The 17,605-nt window shown below is 65.6% G+C and carries 17 protein-coding genes; 13 read left to right on the top strand and 4 right to left on the bottom strand.

Going from position 1 to position 17,605, the window contains the following annotated elements; translation table 11 throughout:
* The first annotated feature begins 66 nt into the window (after positions 1-66).
* The 7 genes from tldD to KTJ87_RS02780 all read left to right on the top strand — a co-directional run bounded on the left by tldD (position 67) and on the right by KTJ87_RS02780 (position 8,716).
* Positions 67-1,488: a metalloprotease TldD gene (tldD, locus tag KTJ87_RS02810; RefSeq protein WP_267137542.1), complete on the top strand. Its 1,422-nt coding sequence runs from the start codon at positions 67-69 to the stop codon at positions 1,486-1,488.
* On the top strand, positions 1,485-1,967 hold the full coding sequence (locus KTJ87_RS02805; RefSeq protein ID WP_267137541.1) for a GNAT family N-acetyltransferase: 483 nt from the start codon (positions 1,485-1,487) through the stop codon (positions 1,965-1,967). Before tldD ends, KTJ87_RS02805 begins: the two co-directional genes overlap by 4 nt.
* Before the next feature lie 85 nt (positions 1,968-2,052).
* Positions 2,053-3,252: a DNA-processing protein DprA gene (gene dprA, locus KTJ87_RS02800; protein WP_407650455.1), complete on the top strand. Its 1,200-nt coding sequence runs from the start codon at positions 2,053-2,055 to the stop codon at positions 3,250-3,252.
* A gap of 342 nt (positions 3,253-3,594) precedes the next feature.
* Positions 3,595-6,222, top strand: a complete 2,628-nt coding sequence (gene topA, locus KTJ87_RS02795; RefSeq protein WP_267137539.1) for a type I DNA topoisomerase — start codon at positions 3,595-3,597, stop codon at positions 6,220-6,222.
* A 109-nt stretch (positions 6,223-6,331) separates the two neighbouring features.
* Positions 6,332-7,027, top strand: coding sequence for a CoA transferase subunit A (locus KTJ87_RS02790; protein WP_267137538.1), 696 nt, complete (start codon positions 6,332-6,334; stop codon positions 7,025-7,027).
* Between the two features lie 18 nt (positions 7,028-7,045).
* Positions 7,046-8,077, top strand: a complete 1,032-nt coding sequence (locus KTJ87_RS02785; protein WP_267137537.1) for a PAS domain-containing protein — start codon at positions 7,046-7,048, stop codon at positions 8,075-8,077.
* 12 nt (positions 8,078-8,089) lie between these two features.
* The gene (locus KTJ87_RS02780; RefSeq protein ID WP_267137536.1) at positions 8,090-8,716 is read left to right on the top strand and encodes a CoA transferase subunit B; all 627 of its coding nucleotides are present in this window, start codon (positions 8,090-8,092) and stop codon (positions 8,714-8,716) included.
* A gap of 90 nt (positions 8,717-8,806) precedes the next feature.
* On the opposite strand, the gene KTJ87_RS02775 is transcribed toward KTJ87_RS02780, so the two are convergent.
* From KTJ87_RS02775 to KTJ87_RS02760, 4 genes are all read right to left on the bottom strand, one after another.
* Positions 8,807-8,986, bottom strand: a complete 180-nt coding sequence (locus KTJ87_RS02775) for a hypothetical protein (RefSeq protein ID WP_267137535.1) — start codon at positions 8,984-8,986, stop codon at positions 8,807-8,809.
* Between the two features lie 51 nt (positions 8,987-9,037).
* Positions 9,038-9,304 carry a hypothetical protein gene (locus tag KTJ87_RS02770; protein ID WP_267137534.1) on the bottom strand — a complete coding sequence of 89 codons (267 nt, stop codon included), beginning with the start codon at positions 9,302-9,304 and terminating at the stop codon, positions 9,038-9,040.
* 379 nt (positions 9,305-9,683) lie between these two features.
* Positions 9,684-11,057, bottom strand: coding sequence for a haloacid dehalogenase-like hydrolase (locus KTJ87_RS02765; protein WP_267137533.1), 1,374 nt, complete (start codon positions 11,055-11,057; stop codon positions 9,684-9,686).
* A gap of 1 nt (position 11,058) precedes the next feature.
* Entirely contained in the window at positions 11,059-11,892 is an 834-nt protein-coding gene (locus KTJ87_RS02760) for a lytic transglycosylase domain-containing protein (RefSeq protein WP_267137532.1), read from the bottom strand.
* Between the two features lie 330 nt (positions 11,893-12,222).
* On the opposite strand from KTJ87_RS02760, the gene KTJ87_RS02755 reads away from it, so the two are divergent.
* The 6 genes from KTJ87_RS02755 (at position 12,223) to KTJ87_RS02730 (ending at position 17,594) form a co-directional block, all read left to right on the top strand.
* On the top strand, positions 12,223-12,426 hold the full coding sequence (locus tag KTJ87_RS02755; RefSeq protein WP_267137531.1) for a Flp family type IVb pilin: 204 nt from the start codon (positions 12,223-12,225) through the stop codon (positions 12,424-12,426).
* Positions 12,427-12,538: 112 nt separating this feature from the next.
* Positions 12,539-12,742, top strand: a complete 204-nt coding sequence (locus KTJ87_RS02750) for a hypothetical protein (protein ID WP_267137530.1) — start codon at positions 12,539-12,541, stop codon at positions 12,740-12,742.
* Positions 12,743-12,970: 228 nt separating this feature from the next.
* Entirely contained in the window at positions 12,971-13,837 is an 867-nt protein-coding gene (gene cpaB, locus KTJ87_RS02745; protein ID WP_267137529.1) for a Flp pilus assembly protein CpaB, read from the top strand.
* A 170-nt stretch (positions 13,838-14,007) separates the two neighbouring features.
* Positions 14,008-15,435 carry a type II and III secretion system protein family protein gene (locus KTJ87_RS02740; RefSeq protein WP_267137528.1) on the top strand — a complete coding sequence of 476 codons (1,428 nt, stop codon included), beginning with the start codon at positions 14,008-14,010 and terminating at the stop codon, positions 15,433-15,435.
* A gap of 5 nt (positions 15,436-15,440) precedes the next feature.
* Entirely contained in the window at positions 15,441-16,130 is a 690-nt protein-coding gene (locus KTJ87_RS02735; RefSeq protein ID WP_267137527.1) for an OmpA family protein, read from the top strand.
* A 198-nt stretch (positions 16,131-16,328) separates the two neighbouring features.
* Positions 16,329-17,594 carry an AAA family ATPase gene (locus KTJ87_RS02730; RefSeq protein ID WP_267137526.1) on the top strand — a complete coding sequence of 422 codons (1,266 nt, stop codon included), beginning with the start codon at positions 16,329-16,331 and terminating at the stop codon, positions 17,592-17,594.
* The last annotated feature ends 11 nt before the right edge of the window (positions 17,595-17,605 follow it).

The following is a 17,605-nucleotide window of genomic DNA, read 5'->3' as shown; positions in this document are numbered from 1 at the left end:
TTGCGGCATTCAGCCGCTTCGGAGCATCGCCTGATCCATATCAAGGACACCATGCGAGGTATTGCGATGTCATCCGACGCTTTCCGCCCCTTTGAAACCGACCTCGATCAGGACAGCGCCCTGCGCCTGCTGCGAGAGGCCGTCGCGGGCGCCGACGATGGCGAGTTGTTCCTCGAACGCCGCCGGTCCGAGGTGATCTCGTTCGACGACGGGCGCGTGAAGACCGCAAGCTACGATGCGTCCGAGGGATTCGGGCTGCGCGCCGTGCGCGGCGAGACGGCGGGTTATGCCCATTCCTCCGACGTTTCCGAGGCGGCGCTCAAGCGCGCGGTCGAAACCGCCCGGCTGGCGGTGGGCGACGGCGGCGGCACGCTGGCGGCGGCACCGCGCGCGACGAACCTCAGGCTGTATGGCGACTTCGATCCGATGGAAGACGCGGTGTTTCCGGTCAAGATCGACACTCTGCGCGAGATCGACGCCTTCGCCCGCGAGCTTGATCCCCGCGTCGTGCAGGTGTCCGCGACCCTTGCCGCCTCGATCCAGGAGGTCGAGATCCTGCGCCCCGAGGGTCATCTGGTGCGCGACGTGCGCCCGATGACGCGGCTGAACGTGTCGGTGATCGTCGAAGAGAACGGCCGCCGCGAATCGGGCGGCATGGGCGGCGGCGGGCGCATCGGGCTGACCGGCCTCATCACCCGCGAGCACTGGGAAGGCGTCGCGCGCGAGGCCTTGCGCATCGCGCTGGTGAACCTGCGCGCGGAACCGGCCCCGGCGGGCGTGATGGACGTGGCGCTTGGCGCGGGCTGGCCCGGCATCTTGCTGCACGAGGCAATCGGCCACGGGCTGGAAGGCGATTTCAATCGCAAGAAGACCTCGGCCTTTGCCGGGCTGATGGGCCAGCGCATCGCCGCCCCCGGCGTCACCGTGCTGGACGACGGCACCATCCCCGACCGGCGCGGGTCGATCACCGTGGATGACGAGGGCACGCCATCCGCGAAGAACGTGCTGATCGAGGATGGCATCCTTGTCGGCTACATGCAGGACCGCCAGAACGCGCGCCTGATGGGGGTCGAGGCCACGGGCAACGGACGGCGCGAAAGCTATGCCCATACGCCGATGCCGCGCATGACCAACACCTACATGCTGTCGGGCAATACCACCCCCGGCGACATTGTGGCGGACGTCAAGGACGGCATCTATGCCGTGGGCTTCGGCGGCGGGCAGGTCGACATCACCAACGGCAAGTTCGTGTTCTCCTGCACCGAGGCGTACCGCGTGAAGGACGGCAAGATCGGCGCGCCGGTCAAGGGCGCGACCCTGATCGGCGACGGCGCGACCGCGCTGCAGAAGATCCGCGGCATCGGCAACGACATGGCGCTTGATCCCGGCATCGGCAACTGCGGCAAGGCGGGGCAATGGGTGCCAGTGGGTGTCGGACAGCCGACGCTTCTGATCGGCGGGCTGACGGTCGGCGGTTCGGCGGCGTGACTGTGCGCGCAGCGGTCGAGGGCGATGTGCCGGCGCTGGCGCGGATGTGGCATGAGGGGTGGCATGATGGCCACGCGGCCCATGTGCCCGACGCGCTGACCCGGCTGCGCACGCTGGACGATTTCACCCGCCGCCTGCGAGAGATGCTTGAGGACACGCGCGTGTCCGGCCCCGAAGGCGCGCCCACCGGGTTCTTCATGCTGAGGGGTGCCGAAGTCTACCAGTTCTACGTTGCCCGCGAAGCGCGCGGAAGCGGCGCGGCGGATGCCCTGATGGCGGACGCCGAGGCGCAGCTTGCCATGCGCGGCACCGCCCGTGCACATCTCGACGTGAACCCGCACAACGCCCGCGCCATCGCCTTCTATCGCCGCGCCGGGTGGCAGGCGGGGGCCGTCCGCGACGTGGCGGTGGACACCTGCGAAGGACCATTCCCGGTCGCCTGCCTTGAGATGACCAAGCGCGTCGCCCCGGTCATGTGACGCCCGCGCGCGAAATTCCGTCAAGGGTAACGGGCTGTTAACCAGCGCTGCCGCATGGTCCGTCTTGCAAGAGATGGAATCACGGATGGCTCAGGACTTGATCCCTTCCCCCACCCCCCTCACCCCACCCCGAAGCGACGAGGATTGGCTGGCGTGGTTTCGTCTCTTGCGCTCGCGCCGTGTCGGCCCCGCCACATTCTACAGGCTGATGTCCGAACACGGCTCGGCGCAGGCCGCGCTTGCGGCGCTTCCCGGTATCGCGGCGGCGGCCGGCGTTGACGGATATGCCGCCTGCCCCGCCGACGTGGTGCACAAGGAACTGCACGCCGCCCGGCTGGCCGGTGCCCTGCCCATCGCGCGCGGCGATCCGCGCTATCCCGCAGGTCTGAATGATCTTCCCGACGCGCCGCCGATCCTGTGGACGCTGGGGCGTCTCGACCTGATGGCCAGCCCGATGATCGCCCTTGTGGGCGCGCGCAATGCCTCTTCCCTTGGCACGCGCATGGCCCGCAAACTGGCCGAGGATCTGGGCGCGGCTGGCTATACCGTCGTCTCGGGCCTTGCCCGCGGCATCGACACCGCCGCGCACATGGCCTCGCTCAAGACCGGCACCCTTGCGGTGATGGCGGGCGGGGTCGACGTGGTCTACCCGCCCGAGAATGCCGCCCTGACACAGGAAATCGGCGATCAGGGCCTGCGCCTGTCGGAACAACCCATGGGCCTGCAACCGCATGCGCGCCATTTTCCGGCGCGCAACCGCCTTGTCTCTGGCCTTGCCCGTGCCGTGATCGTGGTCGAGGCGGCGGCGAAATCGGGCAGCCTGATTACCGCGCGCACCGCGCTTGACCAGGGGCGCGAGGTGCTGGCGGTGCCGGGCCATCCGGTCGATGCCCGCGCGGCGGGATGCAACATGCTGATCCGCGACGGCGCGATCCTCGTGCGCTCGGCCGCCGATGTGATCGAGGCTGTGGGCGCCGCGCACCCCGCGCCTGTGACGGTTGCGGCAGATCAACAGGCGCTGCCGATGGATCTGGCGCCCCCCGCCGCCGCGCCACCAAAGCCCGCAACCAAGACCAGGTCCACGGCCCCGGCGAACCCGGCGCTGCGCGACGCCAACCGCCTGCACAACGAAATACTGTCGCGCCTTGGGCCATCTCCGCTGGCCGAGGATCAACTGATCCGCGATCTGTCGCTGCCCGCCCATGCCGTCGCGCCCGAACTCGTGCGGCTGGAACTTGACGGGCGGATCGAGCGCCGCGCCGGTGGGCTGCTGACCCGCGTGTGACCGCCGCGCGCCAATGGCCATGCCTTGCCATTGCCGGGGCGCCGGGCGCCGCATGAGGGTGGCCCACCTTGCCTCTCAGTCTTTGCGGTCAAGTCCATGCTCCCGCCCCCCGGAGCGATGTTGCGCGGCGTCCCCGGACAAGGCTGCAGCGCCGCGCCATGCCCCGCCCGGCATCCCTTGCCGCCCTGTCCCCCTTGCCATTCCCCTGGGCAGCGGCCAAATCCCTGCGTTGACAAGCCTCGTGCAGACACCACATCTTGCGCCGCCATAGGCTTTGCCCCCGTTCTGGCCGGTTTCGGTGCGATCTCGCCCGTCTCTCGGCCGCTTTCAGGAAGGATTTTCATGCCCGTTGTCGTTGTCGAGTCGCCGGCCAAGGCCAAGACCATCAACAAGTATCTGGGCAAGGATTACGTCGTTCTGGCCAGCTACGGCCATGTCCGAGACCTGCCACCCAAGGATGGTTCGGTCGATCCCGACAATGGCTTTGACATGCTGTGGGAAATCGCCAGCGACTCGAAAAAGCACGTCAAGGCCATCGCCGACGCGCTGAAAGACGACAATGCGCTGATCCTCGCGACCGACCCCGACCGCGAGGGCGAAGCGATCAGCTGGCACCTGCGCGAGGCGCTGACGCAGCGCAAGTCGATCAAGAAGGACACCGCCGTCAGCCGCGTCACCTTCAACGCGATCACCAAGGACGCGGTGACGCACGCGATGCAGAACCCCCGCGACATCGACGCGCCGCTGGTCGAGGCGTATCTCGCTCGCCGCGCGCTTGATTATCTTGTGGGCTTCAACCTGTCGCCGGTGCTGTGGCGCAAGCTGCCCGGTGCGAAATCGGCGGGCCGCGTGCAGTCGGTATCGCTGCGCATCATCGTCGAGCGCGAAATGGAGATCGAGGCGTTCCGGGCGCAGGAATACTGGACCGTCAAGGCGCTGTTGACGACGCCGCGCGGGCAGGAGTTCGAGGCGCGGCTGACCACCTTCGGCGGCAAGCGGCTGGACAAGTTCGACCTCAAGACCGCCACGGATGCCGAAATGGCCGTGCGCGCCGTCGAAAGCCGCGATCTGAGCGTCACCTCGGTCGAGGCGAAACCGGCCAGCCGCAACCCCTCGCCGCCGTTCATGACCTCGACACTGCAGCAAGAGGCCAGCCGCAAGTTCGGCATGGGCGCGCGCCAGACGATGAGCGCGGCGCAGCGCCTCTACGAGGCCGGGCACATCACCTACATGCGGACCGACGGCATCGACATGGCCCCCGAGGCGGTGACGGCCGCCCGCGCCGCGATCAAGGATCGCTACGGCGAGAAATACGTGCCGGGCAGCCCGCGCATCTACAAGAACAAGGCCAAGAACGCGCAAGAGGCGCACGAGTGCATCCGCCCGACCGAGATGACCGCCGACACCGAAAGCCTGCGCCTGTCCGATCCCGACCAGCGCAAGCTGTATGACCTGATCTGGAAACGCACGCTGGCCAGCCAGATGGAAGCGGCGCGGATGGAACGCACCACGGTCGACATCGGCAGCCGCGACAGCCAGGTCGGCCTGCGCGCCACCGGGCAGGTCGTCCTGTTCGACGGGTTTCTCAAGATCTACGAGGAAGGCCGCGACGATGTCGTGGACGAGGACGACGACAAGCGCCTGCCGCAGATGAGCGAGGGCGAGGCGACCGGCAAGAAGGCCGTGACGCCCGAGCAGCACTTCACCCAGCCGCCGCCGCGCTACACCGAGGCGACGCTGGTCAAGAAGATGGAGGAACTGGGGATCGGGCGCCCGTCGACCTATGCCTCGATCGTGACCACCATCCAGGAACGCGGCTATGTCACCAAGGACAAGAACCGCCTGATCCCCGAGGACAAGGGGCGGCTGGTGACGATTTTCCTCACCAACTACTTCAACAAGTATGTCGGCTATGACTTCACCGCCGACCTCGAACAGCAGCTCGACCATGTGTCGGCGGGCGAGCGGGACTGGAAAGACGTGCTCGACCGGTTCTGGCGCGATTTCAAAGCGCATATCGACGAGACTTCAGAGCTGCGGATTTCCGAGGTGCTCGACAAGATCGACGAGGTTCTTGCGCCGCACCTGTATCCCCCGCGCGAGGATGGGACCGATCCGCGCATCTGCCCCAACTGCGGCAACGGGCGGCTGTCGATGCGCACCGCGCGCTCGGGCGGCGCGTTCATCGGCTGCTCGAACTATCCCGAATGCCGCTTTACCCGCCCCTTCGGCCCCCCGCAGGAAGGCGAATTGGCCGAAGGCGCGATCCCGCCCGAGGGCAAGTTTCTGGGCGAGGATGCGGGCGACCGGATCTATGCCTTCAAGGGCCGGTTCGGCCCCTATGTCCAGCGCGGAGAGGTCACCGACGACAACAAGAAGCCGCCGCGCCAGTCGATCCCCAAGGGCTGGCCTCCCGAAGAGGTTGATCTGGAGCAGGCGCTGCGCCTGCTGGCTCTGCCGCGCGAGATCGGCAAGCACCCCGAGGACGGGGTGACGATCTGGGCCAACATCGGGCGCTATGGCCCCTACCTCAAGCACGCAGAGTCGATTTCCGACAAGGGCGGCAAGAACGCCAACCTCGAGTCGATCGACGAGGTGTGGGAGGTCGGGATGAACCGCGCGGTCGAGATCCTCGCCTCCAAGCCCGACCGGGGCCGCGGCGCGGTCGCAGCGCCGCTGAGAGAGCTGGGCGAGCATCCGTCCGAGGGCGGCCCGGTGTCGGTGATGAAGGGGCGCTATGGGCCTTACGTCAAATGGGGCAAGGTCAACGCGACCCTGCCTAAGGACGTGGAGCCCGAGGCGCTGACGATGGACACGGCTGTCGAGTTGATCGCCGAGAAGGCGTCGAAATCCGGCAAGAAAGCCCCTGCGAGGAAAGCCCCCGCGAAGAAGCCAGCGGCCAAGACCAGCAGCACGGCAAAAAAGAAAGCGCCCGCCAAATCAAAGGCTGCCGCGAAGAAAACCGGGTGAACGCAGGGGCATGGCCGACCGGCCATGCCCCGCCCCCCGGCGCGAATTGACTCCCCCCCGTCCGGCGGGCACAACCTTCCCGACCCCGAAACCCAACCGGAGACGCTTCATGAAGAAAGTGTATGACAGCGCGGCGGCCGCCCTCGACGGGCTGCTGTTCGACGGCATGACGATTGCGGCCGGGGGCTTTGGCCTCTGCGGCATCCCCGAGAACCTGATCGCGGCCATCCGCGAGGCCGGAACCAAGGACCTGACGGTCGCGTCGAACAACGCTGGTGTCGACGAATTCGGCCTTGGCGTGTTGCTGCAGTCGAAACAGGTCAGGAAGATGATGTCGTCCTATGTGGGCGAGAACGCCGAGTTCATGCGCCAGTATCTTTCGGGCGAGTTGGAGCTGGAATTCAACCCGCAAGGCACCCTGGCAGAGCGGATGCGGGCGGGCGGAGCGGGTATCCCCGGCTTCTACACCAAGACCGGCTATGGCACGCAGATCGCCGAGGGCAAGGAAGTGAAGGTCTTTGACGGCGAGCACTATATTCTCGAGCGCGGGATCGTCGCGGACCTGTCCATCGTCAAGGCCTGGAAGGCCGACGACACTGGCAACGCGATCTTCCGCAAGACCGCGCGCAACTTCAATCCGCCCGCCGCGATGTGCGGCAAGGTCTGCGTGATGGAAGTCGAGGAAATCGTGCCGCGCGGCTCGCTCGACCCCGATCACATCCATTTGCCGGGCATCTATGTCCACCGCATCGTGCAGGGCGAGTTCGAAAAGCGGATCGAACAACGCACCGTGCGGGCGGCGTAACCCCGGACCGGAGCAAACATGGACCAGCAGAAGATGGCCCGCATGACGGCGCTGTCGGAAGACGAGGCGATTTCCGCCCTGTCGCAATCCGACATCGCGATGGTGCTGACCAATCCCAATCTGGACGACAACCCGATCGTATATGTCAGTCGCGGGTTCGAGCGGATGACCGGTTACGCCGGTCCCGCCGCTCTGGGCCGCAACTGCCGGTTCCTGCAGGGCAAGGGATCGGACCCCGACGCCGTCGCCAAGCTGCGCAAGGGCATCGAGAACCGCGAGGACGTGGCGGTCGATCTTGTGAACTACCGCGCCAATGGCGAGACGTTCCACAACCGGCTGCTGGTTTCGCCGATCCTGAACAGCGAGGGCGAGCTGACGTTCTTCCTGGGTGTCCAGAAAGAGATGACCGCCAAGGATCTTGCAAAGGACCCGCTTGGATCGGACGAGGCGCTGCGCGAGATCCAGCACCGGATCAAGAACCACCTTGCGATGATCGTCGGCCTGATCCGCATGCAGCGCAGGCAAGCCAGCGACACAGAGGCGTTCAACGCGCTGGCGCGCCGGGTGGAAAGCCTGCAGCTTCTGTATGAAGAAATGACCGGGCGAAGCGGGACCAGCAACAGCGACACGATCTCGCTTGGCTCGTATCTCAGCCGGGTCGGCACGGCGATCGCCCATCTGGACGGGCGCGCGGGCATCCGCGTAAACATCGACGTGGACGAGATGGACGTGCCGGTGGACATGGCCGTGCGGCTGGGCCTTGTGGTGTCCGAGGTCATGACGAACGCCTTCCAGCACGCTTTCGAGGGCCGCGACGCCGGCATCCTGGACCTGCGCGTGAACCGGTTGTCGTCCGGTGCCGTGCGCGCGATGGTATCGGACGACGGCGTCGGCCTGCCCGACGACGTGGAATGGCCCGACATCAACAGCCTCGGCGGCCGCATCGTGCTTGGCCTGATCGACGGACTGAATGCAACGCTCGACGTGACCCGCGGTGCGGCGGGCACAATCGTCACGCTGGACGTTCCAGCGGCAACAGACATGGATTGACGGAGGACCGAGATGGCTTGGGACAGGAACCAGATGGCCGCCCGCGCGGCTCAGGAACTTGAAGACGGAATGTATGTGAACCTCGGCATCGGGATCCCGACGCTGGTGGCGAACTATATCCCCGAGGGCGTCGACGTGACGCTGCAATCCGAGAACGGGATGCTGGGCATCGGCCCCTTCCCCACCGAGGACAACATCGACCCCGACCTCATCAACGCGGGCAAGCAGACCGTCACCTCGCTTGATCGCACGTCGTTCTTCGACAGCGCCACCAGCTTCGGGATGATCCGGGGCGGTAAGATCGCCATGGCGATCCTTGGCGCGATGGAAGTCGCCGAGAACGGCGATCTGGCGAACTGGATGATCCCCGGCAAGCTGGTCAAGGGCATGGGCGGCGCGATGGACCTTGTCGCGGGCGTCAAGCGCGTGATCGTGGTGATGGACCACACCAACAAGGCCGGAGAGCCGAAGGTGCTCAAGGCCTGCACGCTGCCCCTGACGGGCACCGGCGTGGTCAACCGCATCATCACCAACCTCGGCGTGCTGGACGTGGTCGAGGGCGGGTTGAAGATCGTCGAATGCGCCGACGGCGTCACCGAGGAAGAGCTGCGCGCCTCGACGGAAGCGACGATCGTCTGATCCGAAAGACGGCGGGACGAGGCCACCGGACAAAGTGAACGCGGGCCGCCGAAAGGGGCCCGCGTTCTTCGTTGGAGGGCGAGGACTGTCTCACTCGTCGCTCGCGCTTTCGGCCTTGATGCGGTCGAAGATGGCCTGAGCGGACGCGCTGTGGATATCCGACGGCGAGACGTTCTTCGTTTCGACCACTTCGATCTGGGGCGAGGTCATCGCGGCGGCGGGAAGGGCCGCTCCAAGGGCGACGAAAAGGCTGAGTGTGATGGCTTTCATGGGACTATTCCTTTGTCGGGGTTCAGTTTGATGGGGTCGTCGGGCAAAAGATCACTCGTCCGACAGGCTCTCGGCGCGGATCTGCGCAAAGATCTGACGGGCGCGGTCGCTGTGCTGTTCGGAGGTCGAGAAGCGGAAGCTTTCGCCGTCGAAGAACACGGTGGCGTCGGAGCCGGTTTCGGACTGCGCGAACTTCAGCTGTGCAAGCTGCGAGGTCGTAAGCCCCTCTGCGCCGACCTGGGATTCAAGCTGGGTCATTGCAAAGGCCGGGGCCGACAGCGCGGCGAGAACGGCGGCGAGTGCTGCGATACGGGTCATTGTAGTCTCCTTGGTTCGGGTTCTGGTGTCCGGCGGGCCGGTCGACGTCGTGTCGATGAACCAAAGATGCGCCTGTCGCCCCCATGTCGAAATGCACATGAATGGCCTCCCTTGCGTGCATACGTGCACTCACGAACATGGGAATCGTGTAACGGCCGTCATTCTTGCAGTTCTCGCCCGGGTCGGCCTTCGATTGCTGGGCAGCCGACGCAGCGCGCTGCGGTCGCGGAAGCGCGTCTGAAACGTGCGGCCCGGCGGAAACGGGCGAACTTCACGGATCGCTCTCGCGTCTGCGACATGCCGCGATCAGGATGTTTCAGGAATTGCCGCGCCGCGTCACGGGCCTGTGACGGCGCATTTGCCTTCTGGCGGCTCTCTTCTAGCCGAACGGCGCGAATCCTGCACCGAATCGCACCAGCGCAAGGATCCCGACCGACAGGCAAGCCATCGCCACCGGCGCTCTCGGCAAGCCGAGCACGGACCCCACAGCCACCGGTCCACGCCGCGCCGCCCAAAGAAACCTCAGCAGTGCCACCCCGATCAGCACAGCGCCCGACAAGAGCATCACGGGAGCAGCCCACAGCCGCATGAGCAGCCCAAAGCCAAGCCCCGCACCGGCGAGTATGAAGAGGTTCGACAAGAGAGGGTCGGCTTTCTGCGCTTCTGCGCTTTCCCGGGTGATGCGAGTCAATGCCGCCAACGCGAAGAACAACGTCCCCAACTGGACGACCCCGTGTTCGGTCAGCGACAGGCCCAGCACCGCCGCACCGGCCGCGACGCGCAAGAGATCCAGCGTCGCCGCCCCGGCCAGTTCCAGCGCGGCGTGGTGGTTCAGCCAGAAGGCATGCACCAGCGACACCAACAGGAACAGCGCGGCGAAGGCGGCGGCGGGCGCGCCTGCAAGCACCGCAAGCGCCATGCCGCCCACGGCCAGGACGGACGCCGCAGCAACGCCAAGCCCCAGCGGCAGCGCGCCCCGCGCGAACAGGCGGGACCGGCGCAAGCGGTCCTGTCGGTCGCGGTCGAGGTCCGCCAGATCGCCGACAATGTGGAAGGCGGCGGACAGCAGCATCAGCGCCAGGACGGTCAGCGTCAGGCCGGGCGCGGCCTGCCACGGCGCGTCAGGCAGTGCGGCAAGCGGCAACAGGGCCAGCCCCGCGCGCAGCGTCTTTGTCCAGCGCATCGCGTCCCAAAGGTCGCTCCAGCGCCAGCGCATCGGATAGGTCGTGACGTTCCGGTTCATCGCCGCCAGCCGCGATTCGACGCGCGGGCGGGCGCCGACGACGATGATGTTCTCCGCCATCTCCCAGATCGGAAGATCGTCGCCCGAATTGCCCGCGTAGTCGAACCCGGCTTCGCCATAGTCCGCCACCAGCGCCTCGCGCTTGCGGGGGCCGCGCAGGTGCACGCCATGCTCAGAGGCCAGAACGCGCGCTTGCAGGCCAAGGCTCTGCGCGATGGTGTCGACCACCGGCCTTGGAAAGGACGAGATCAGGACCACCGGCCGCCCGGAGCGGTTCGCCTCTTGCGCCAGTTTCAGGATCTCGGGGTTTGCGGGCAGGCGTTCGGGCGCCAGCGCGGCGGCCTCGGCCAGGGCCGTCTTCATCGCCAGCGGGTCGCGGAGGCCGGACCAGAGCGCCAGCACGGCCTGCCCCGGGCGCTTGCGGAACGAGGCCAGCCCCGCCTCCCATGCCAGTCCGGTGCGAAGAAGCGTGCCATCGACGTCGATCACAAGCGGACCGGGGCCGGGCATGTTACCGCTTGCCCGCCACGAAGACGCAGCCGTCGCTGGCCAATACCGGCGGGGTCAGGCACAGCGCCTTGGCGGTCATCCAGGCGGTGATGACCTTGGGCACGTATTCCCGCGTCTCGGCGAAGGGCGGCACGCCCTGGTGGTCGCGCACCGATCCTTCCCCGGCGTTGTATCCGGCAAGCATCAGCACCGGGTCTTCGGAAAACCGGTTTGCCAGCCAGTCAAGATAGGCGACGCCGCCCTTGATGTTCTGCTCGGGGTCGGTGGCGTCGGTCACGCCAAAACGCATCGCGGTGTCGGGCATCAGCTGCATCAGGCCAGTGGCCCCCGCCCGGCTGACAGCATCGGGTCGGCCCGCCGATTCGACACCGATCACCGCCAGCGCCAGCGCGGGCGACACCTTGGTCCCGACAGTCGCGGTCAGGATAAGCGTGCCATAGGTCGCGGCGATCTCGTTCAGCACCTGCATCGAGGGGATGCGGCGCCCGAAGTCGGCAGGGGCGGCGGCCAGCGCCCGCTCTGCCGCGTCGATACGGCCCGGGCCCGCATCCGCGAGCGAGGGCGCGATCACCTGCCAGTACCAGTCCGCGGTCGTCGTCACCGCGCCTTCGGTGTCCGGCTTTGGCGGCGCCAGGGGCGGCACGGGCGCGGTTTCCTCGATCTGAATGGTGATGCGCCGGTCCGTTCCGGGCGCGGGCGGCTTGGACCTCTTGAAGGTGAACTCGGGAAATGGAGGCGGGTCCGGCCGCGCGGTGTCCTGCGCGTCCGCCGTGCCGGTGAGGGTCAGGGCCAGGCCAAGGGCCACAACCACACCGAGTCTGCCGATCCACATCATGAGAGGCCTGCCCCTGCGCCCCGTTTTTCGTTGCCCTGACTATCCCAGAAAACTGTCCACAAGGCCACCGAAAGCGGAAAGCGGACCGGCGCGAGCCCCATCGCAAGCTGTTTCAGATACATTTGTTAATTTTTAAATCGTTAAAAAACAGCATGTTAATTGATATTCCGCAAGAATTTCCACTCCATCCAAAATTGTACGAATGCCGCCCAAATCATGCCTGATTCTGAGGGCTTATTCATCTCATCCGAAGCGGGGAAGACAGCAAGGACGCTGACAAGCCCGACAAGGTGAACTGCAACTTGGACATGTATCAGAGGGACACATCACATGTTTAACTTCATCAATACCTTCAAGCGTGACGAAGATGGCGCCGTTACCGTTGACTTCGTGGTCGTGACTGCAGCAGTCGTTGGCCTGGGCATCGCCGTTCTGGCAACGCTCGCAGACGGCATCACCGACACCGCCAACTCGCTCGAGACCGGCATGTCGTCGAACATCACCGCACAGACCTACACGGCTCAGACCGACTAATCATCGGCTCGGCCAGAAATGGTTCAGGAAGCCGCACCTGCTGCCAGGTGCGGCTTTCCTATTCCAGCCGGACGAAACCGGGTGGAAAAACTCCTAAAGGACGGACAGGGCAATGCTGGACACATTGAAGAAATACCTGGCCGAAGACTCCGGTGCCATGACAGTCGATTTCGTCGTGGTGACAGCCGGGGTCGTGGGCCTCGGAATGGCTGTGGTGATCACGCTCGCCGATCACATCCTCGACATCTCGAACGTCGTCGAGGACGAAATCCAGACAGGCATTTCGGTTCAGACCTACGCGGCGCAGACTGACTGAGCCGCTGACGGATCACTGCTATCGCCTCAAGGGCCACGCTCCGTTTCGGGGCGCGCGCTCGTTTCCGGCCCTGCTCGCTGGCGGGTGCAAATTCCCGCGACCTGAAGCGACTGTTTCAAATCCTTCACCTTTTCTCTCTTTCTCCCGATTTAAGCCCGATTTGCGGGTCACTCTTTCAGGGACCGTGCGGCCGCTCCGCACATGCTCGCTTGCTCGAAAGGTTTGGTCATGAAACTCGCGTTCTATTCCGTCCTGGTCCTTGGTGTCGGACTCGCCGGCGCCGCCGTCTACATGGCGAACGGCTATATCGGCCAGTATCAGGCAAAGCTCGAGGAAGAGCGCGCACAGCGCGGGCCCGAGATTCCGCTGACCCAGGTGATCGTCGCGCAGAACCCGCTGAAATATGGCCAGCGCATCACCACCGAAGACGTGATCCTCGTGCCATGGCCCGAAGCGTCGTTGCCCGAAGGCACGTTCTCCACCTTCGAGGACTTCTTCAGCGAAGGCGCAGAAATCCTGCGCACCGCCACCCGCGCCATCGAGGCGATGGAGCCCGTTCTTGCCGTCAAGGTCACTGAACCCGGCGAGTTCGCCAGCGTCTCGTCGCGCCTCGACAAGGGCATGCGCGCCTTTGCGATCAACGTGGATGTGACCACCGGCGTATCCGGCTTCCTGCGCCCCGGCGACACGGTCGATGTCTACTGGACCGGGGCGGTCCCGGGCGGCCAGCGCGGCGGCGTGACGCGGCTGATCCAGTCGAGCATGAAGCTGATCGCAGTTGACCAGATGGCTGACCTCGACGCCTCGAAGCCGACAATCGCGCGCACTGTCACGGTGCAGGCGACCTCTGAACAGGTTGCGCGGCTGGCTCAGGCGCAGAACTCTGGCAAGCTGTCGCTTGCGCTGGTGGGCGACAACAGCGAGCTTGCGGATGCCGGGTTCGAGATCGACCAGAACGCGCTTCTCGGGATCGTCGCACAGGCGCCCGTCGAAGAGGAAGTGGTCGAGGTGACGCCCGAAAAGGAAATCTGCACTATCCGCACCCGCCGTGGGTCCGACATCGTGGAAACCGTCATTCCCTGCCGCAACAACTGATGGCCGGGCCGCGCGTGGGCAGCACCCCATGTTGTGGGTGTTGCCCGGCGCCCACATGAACACCTCACGCCAAGCACCTGATAGTTGCAAAAAAATCCAATCCGCCGCATCCTTCCACCCAAACCGGGCGACAGATCCGGTCACATTCGTGATCAGAGAGGCAGGATCACATGGCATTTCGGGTAAGCCTTCGGGCGGCATTGCTTGCCGTATCCGCATGTATTGCATGCGCGACGTCAGCAGGGGCGCAGAACCTTCGGATCATGAACGAACAGGCGCGGGGCGGAACGCTCGAGGTGCCGATCAACCGCGCGGTGGTCGTCGAAAGCGACGTGCCCTTCGCCGAGCTTTCCATCGCAAACCCCTCGATCGCTGACATCTCCACCCTGTCCGACCGCACCATCTATGTGCTGGGCAAGACGCCAGGGCGGACCACGCTGACGCTTCTGGGGGCGGATGGCCGTCTTCTGACCAACGTGGACGTTCAGGTCAGCCAGGATGTGGCAGAGTTCAAGGAACGCCTGCTGCAGATCCTGCCCGGCGAACAGGTCGAGGTTCGCACCGCGAACGACGGCATCGTGTTGTCGGGCGTCGTGTCGAGCACTACGGTCATCGACCGCGCGCTTGATCTGGCGGAACGATACGCTCCGGGACGGATCTCCAACATGATGTCGGTGGGCGGCACCCAGCAGGTGCTTCTCAAGGTGCGCTTCGCCGAAATGCGCCGCAGCGTCCGCAAGGAACTTGGCGCGTCGCTCGGGGGGAGTGTGGGCGGCAACAGCGTCAGCGCCGGCGGCGGCAACGGCCAGTTCGCCGATGGCAGCGTTCTGGGCAACGTGCTGTCGGGCCAGAGCGCCACGATCAGCGGGGCCGCGACGGGCCGTTACCTGTTCGGCTTCAACCTTGGCGGGGTGCAGGCCGCGCTGTTGCTGGAAGCCCTTGAAACCAAGGGACTTGTCCGCACGCTGGCGGAACCCAACCTTGCGGCGCTTTCGGGTCAGCAGGCCCGGTTCCACGCCGGTCAGGAATACCCGGTGCCGGTCGTCGGCGACTCGGGCAACGTCGGGATCGAATACCGCCCCTTCGGCGTCGAGATGACATTCACGCCGACGGTTCTGGCCGACAAGACGATCAATCTTGAACTGCAGACCTCTGTGTCGAACCTCGATGCGACGGTTCAGGTCGCCCTCAACAGCGGCACGGTCAGCGGCTTCTCCAAGCGCGAGGCCTCGACCACCATCGAGTTGAAGGACGGCGAAAGCTTTGCCATTGCGGGCCTGCTTCAGGACAACTTTCAGGACTCCAAATCGGCCGTTCCGTTCCTGGGCGACCTGCCGGTTCTGGGCGCGCTGTTCCGCAGCGTCGATTACGAGCGCAACCAGACGGAACTGGTGGTCATCGTCACCGCGCATCTGGTGTCGCCGACCCGCGGCGAGGCGCTGGCGCTGCCGACCGACCGGATCGAGCTGCCGACCGAGGCGGAGTTGTTCCTATACGGCAACCTGTCCGGCGGCGAGAACCGTCGCCCCCGGCAGGGCGCGGCGGGTGAAGTCGCCCAGCAGGACTTTTCCGCCCCCTACGGCTATGTGATGGAGTGAGCGCGATGAGCATCCGACCGATCACGCGCGTTGGGCTGGTGGCCCTGAGCGTTCTGACCGCCGGGGCCTGCGCCCCGCGCGAAACCTACCGCGACTTGTTCCGCGAAGCCGGGTCCGGCATCGACAACGGGTCTTTCGGGAACGCGACGGCGAACAACCTCTCGGTCCAGCAAGGCGATGAGGGCTATCTTCTGGGGCTCGATACCGAGTTCCAGCGGAAGGTTCCGGCGACGATCTACTTCGACTTCAATTCCAGCGCGCTGAATGCCGATGCCGTCGAGGCGCTGCGCCAGCAGGCAGCGTTCATCCGCAGCTATCCTGCGATCCGCTTCTCGGTCTACGGCCACGCCGACGCCGTCGGCTCTGCCGCCTACAACAAGCGTCTTGGCCTGAAACGCGCGCAGGTGGCGGTCGCCTATCTGGTGTCGCTTGGGGTCGAGCGTGACCGGCTTGAGGCGCTTGTGTCCTTCGGGGAAAGCCAGCTGGCCGTGCCGACGCAGGATCGCGAGCGGCAGAACCGCCGCGCGATGACCCGCGTCGCGGGGTACGTGAACGCGTCCGCGCGAACATTGGACGGGAAATACGCCAAGGCGGTCTACGACAACTACATCACGTCGGCGCGCCCTGCCCCCGGCATTGCGGCGGCATCCGGAGGTGCGAGTGCTGGTGGCACCACAGCTGGGGCAGGCGGTTGATCCTTGGCGCGATTGCGCGCCGACTGTCTCGGAAAGTCCGATATTTCCTGAATTTTGGTCGTAATGTTGCCCATTTCTGGGGCGATGGTCTTTCCAAGGCAAGGTGGGTTCTCTGGTTTCCAGCGATCAACCGTGCAGGGGCAACGCTACGACTTTCGCCCTGATCGCACGGCCCCGCCTGACAAAGGGGTGATACGAATGAGTGGCAGCGCAGTGCGGAAGGAAGACGCTTCGGCACAGGCCTTTCAGGCCTGCACCGTCGCCCGCGATGTCCAGAAATTCGATCTGTTGATCGAGGACATGGAACACGCTTTCGGCGAGGCATGGGGCGATCTGAGCTTCGAGGATGCCGGGCTGTTCTTCCATCAGGAAGACGCCCGGGCGCTTGAATTCGTCGCCATCGCCATCGACCACAAGGACGAGGCGAACCTGGCGCTTGTCGCTGACGTGATCTCGCAGGCCAAGGCTGCGGATATCAAGGTGATCCTGATCGCCGAGGATGTCAGCCCGATCGCCCTGCACCAGCTGTTGCGCCTTGGTGCCCGCGAATTCGTGCCCTACCCGCTGCCCGAGGGTGCGCTGGACGAGGCCATTGGCCGGCTGCGCACGCCTGCACCTGTGGCGGCTGCCCCCGCAAACTATGCACAGGAACCCATCCACGCCCGCAAGCGCCCAAGCGAGAACCGCGACGGCGTCGTCGTTGCGGTGCACGGCCTGTCCGGCGGCGCGGGCGCTTCGACCTTTGCCGTCAACCTGGCATGGGAACTGGCGACCATTTCCAAGGACAACCCCCCGCGCGTCTGCATCATCGACCTCGACCTGCAGTTCGGCACCGTGTCGACCTATCTCGACCTGCCGCGCAGGGACGCCGTATTCGAGCTTTTGTCCGACACCGGGTCGATGGATTACGAATCCTTCACCCAGGCGCTGCAGACCTTCGACGACAAGATGAGCGTCCTGACCGCCCCCGCCGACATCCTTCCGCTCGACATCATCTCGTCGCAGGACGTGATGCGCCTGTTCGAGGTGGCCAAGACCGGGTTCGACTATGTGATCGTCGACATGCCCACCACGCTTGTGCAGTGGACCGAGACGGTTCTGGCCGAGGCGCATGTCTACTTCGCGCCGTTGCAGCTGGACATGCGGTCGGCACAGAACACGCTTCGGATGGTCCGCGCCCTGAAGTCCGAGGATCTGCCGCACGACAAGCTGCGCTATGTTCTCAATCGCGCGCCGGGCTTCACCGACCTGAACGGCAAGAGCCGGATCAAGCGGATGGCCGAGAGCCTCGACATCTCGATCGACGTGCTGCTGCCCGACGGCGGCAAGCAGGTCGCGGAATCGGGCGATCATGGCGCGCCGCTTGCGGCACATGCGCCCAAGAACGCCCTTCGCAAGGAAATCATGAAGCTGGCCGCTTCCCTGCACGAGCTCAGGGAAAAAGAGCTGGCGGCAGAGTTGTAAGGACCAGGACG

It is taken from the genome of Anianabacter salinae (genome assembly GCF_019061145.1).
GTDB lineage: Bacteria > Pseudomonadota > Alphaproteobacteria > Rhodobacterales > Rhodobacteraceae > Anianibacter > Anianibacter salinarum.
The sequence above is the reverse complement of the archived record's forward strand: the minus strand, read 5'-3'. Positions and strand labels throughout refer to the sequence as shown.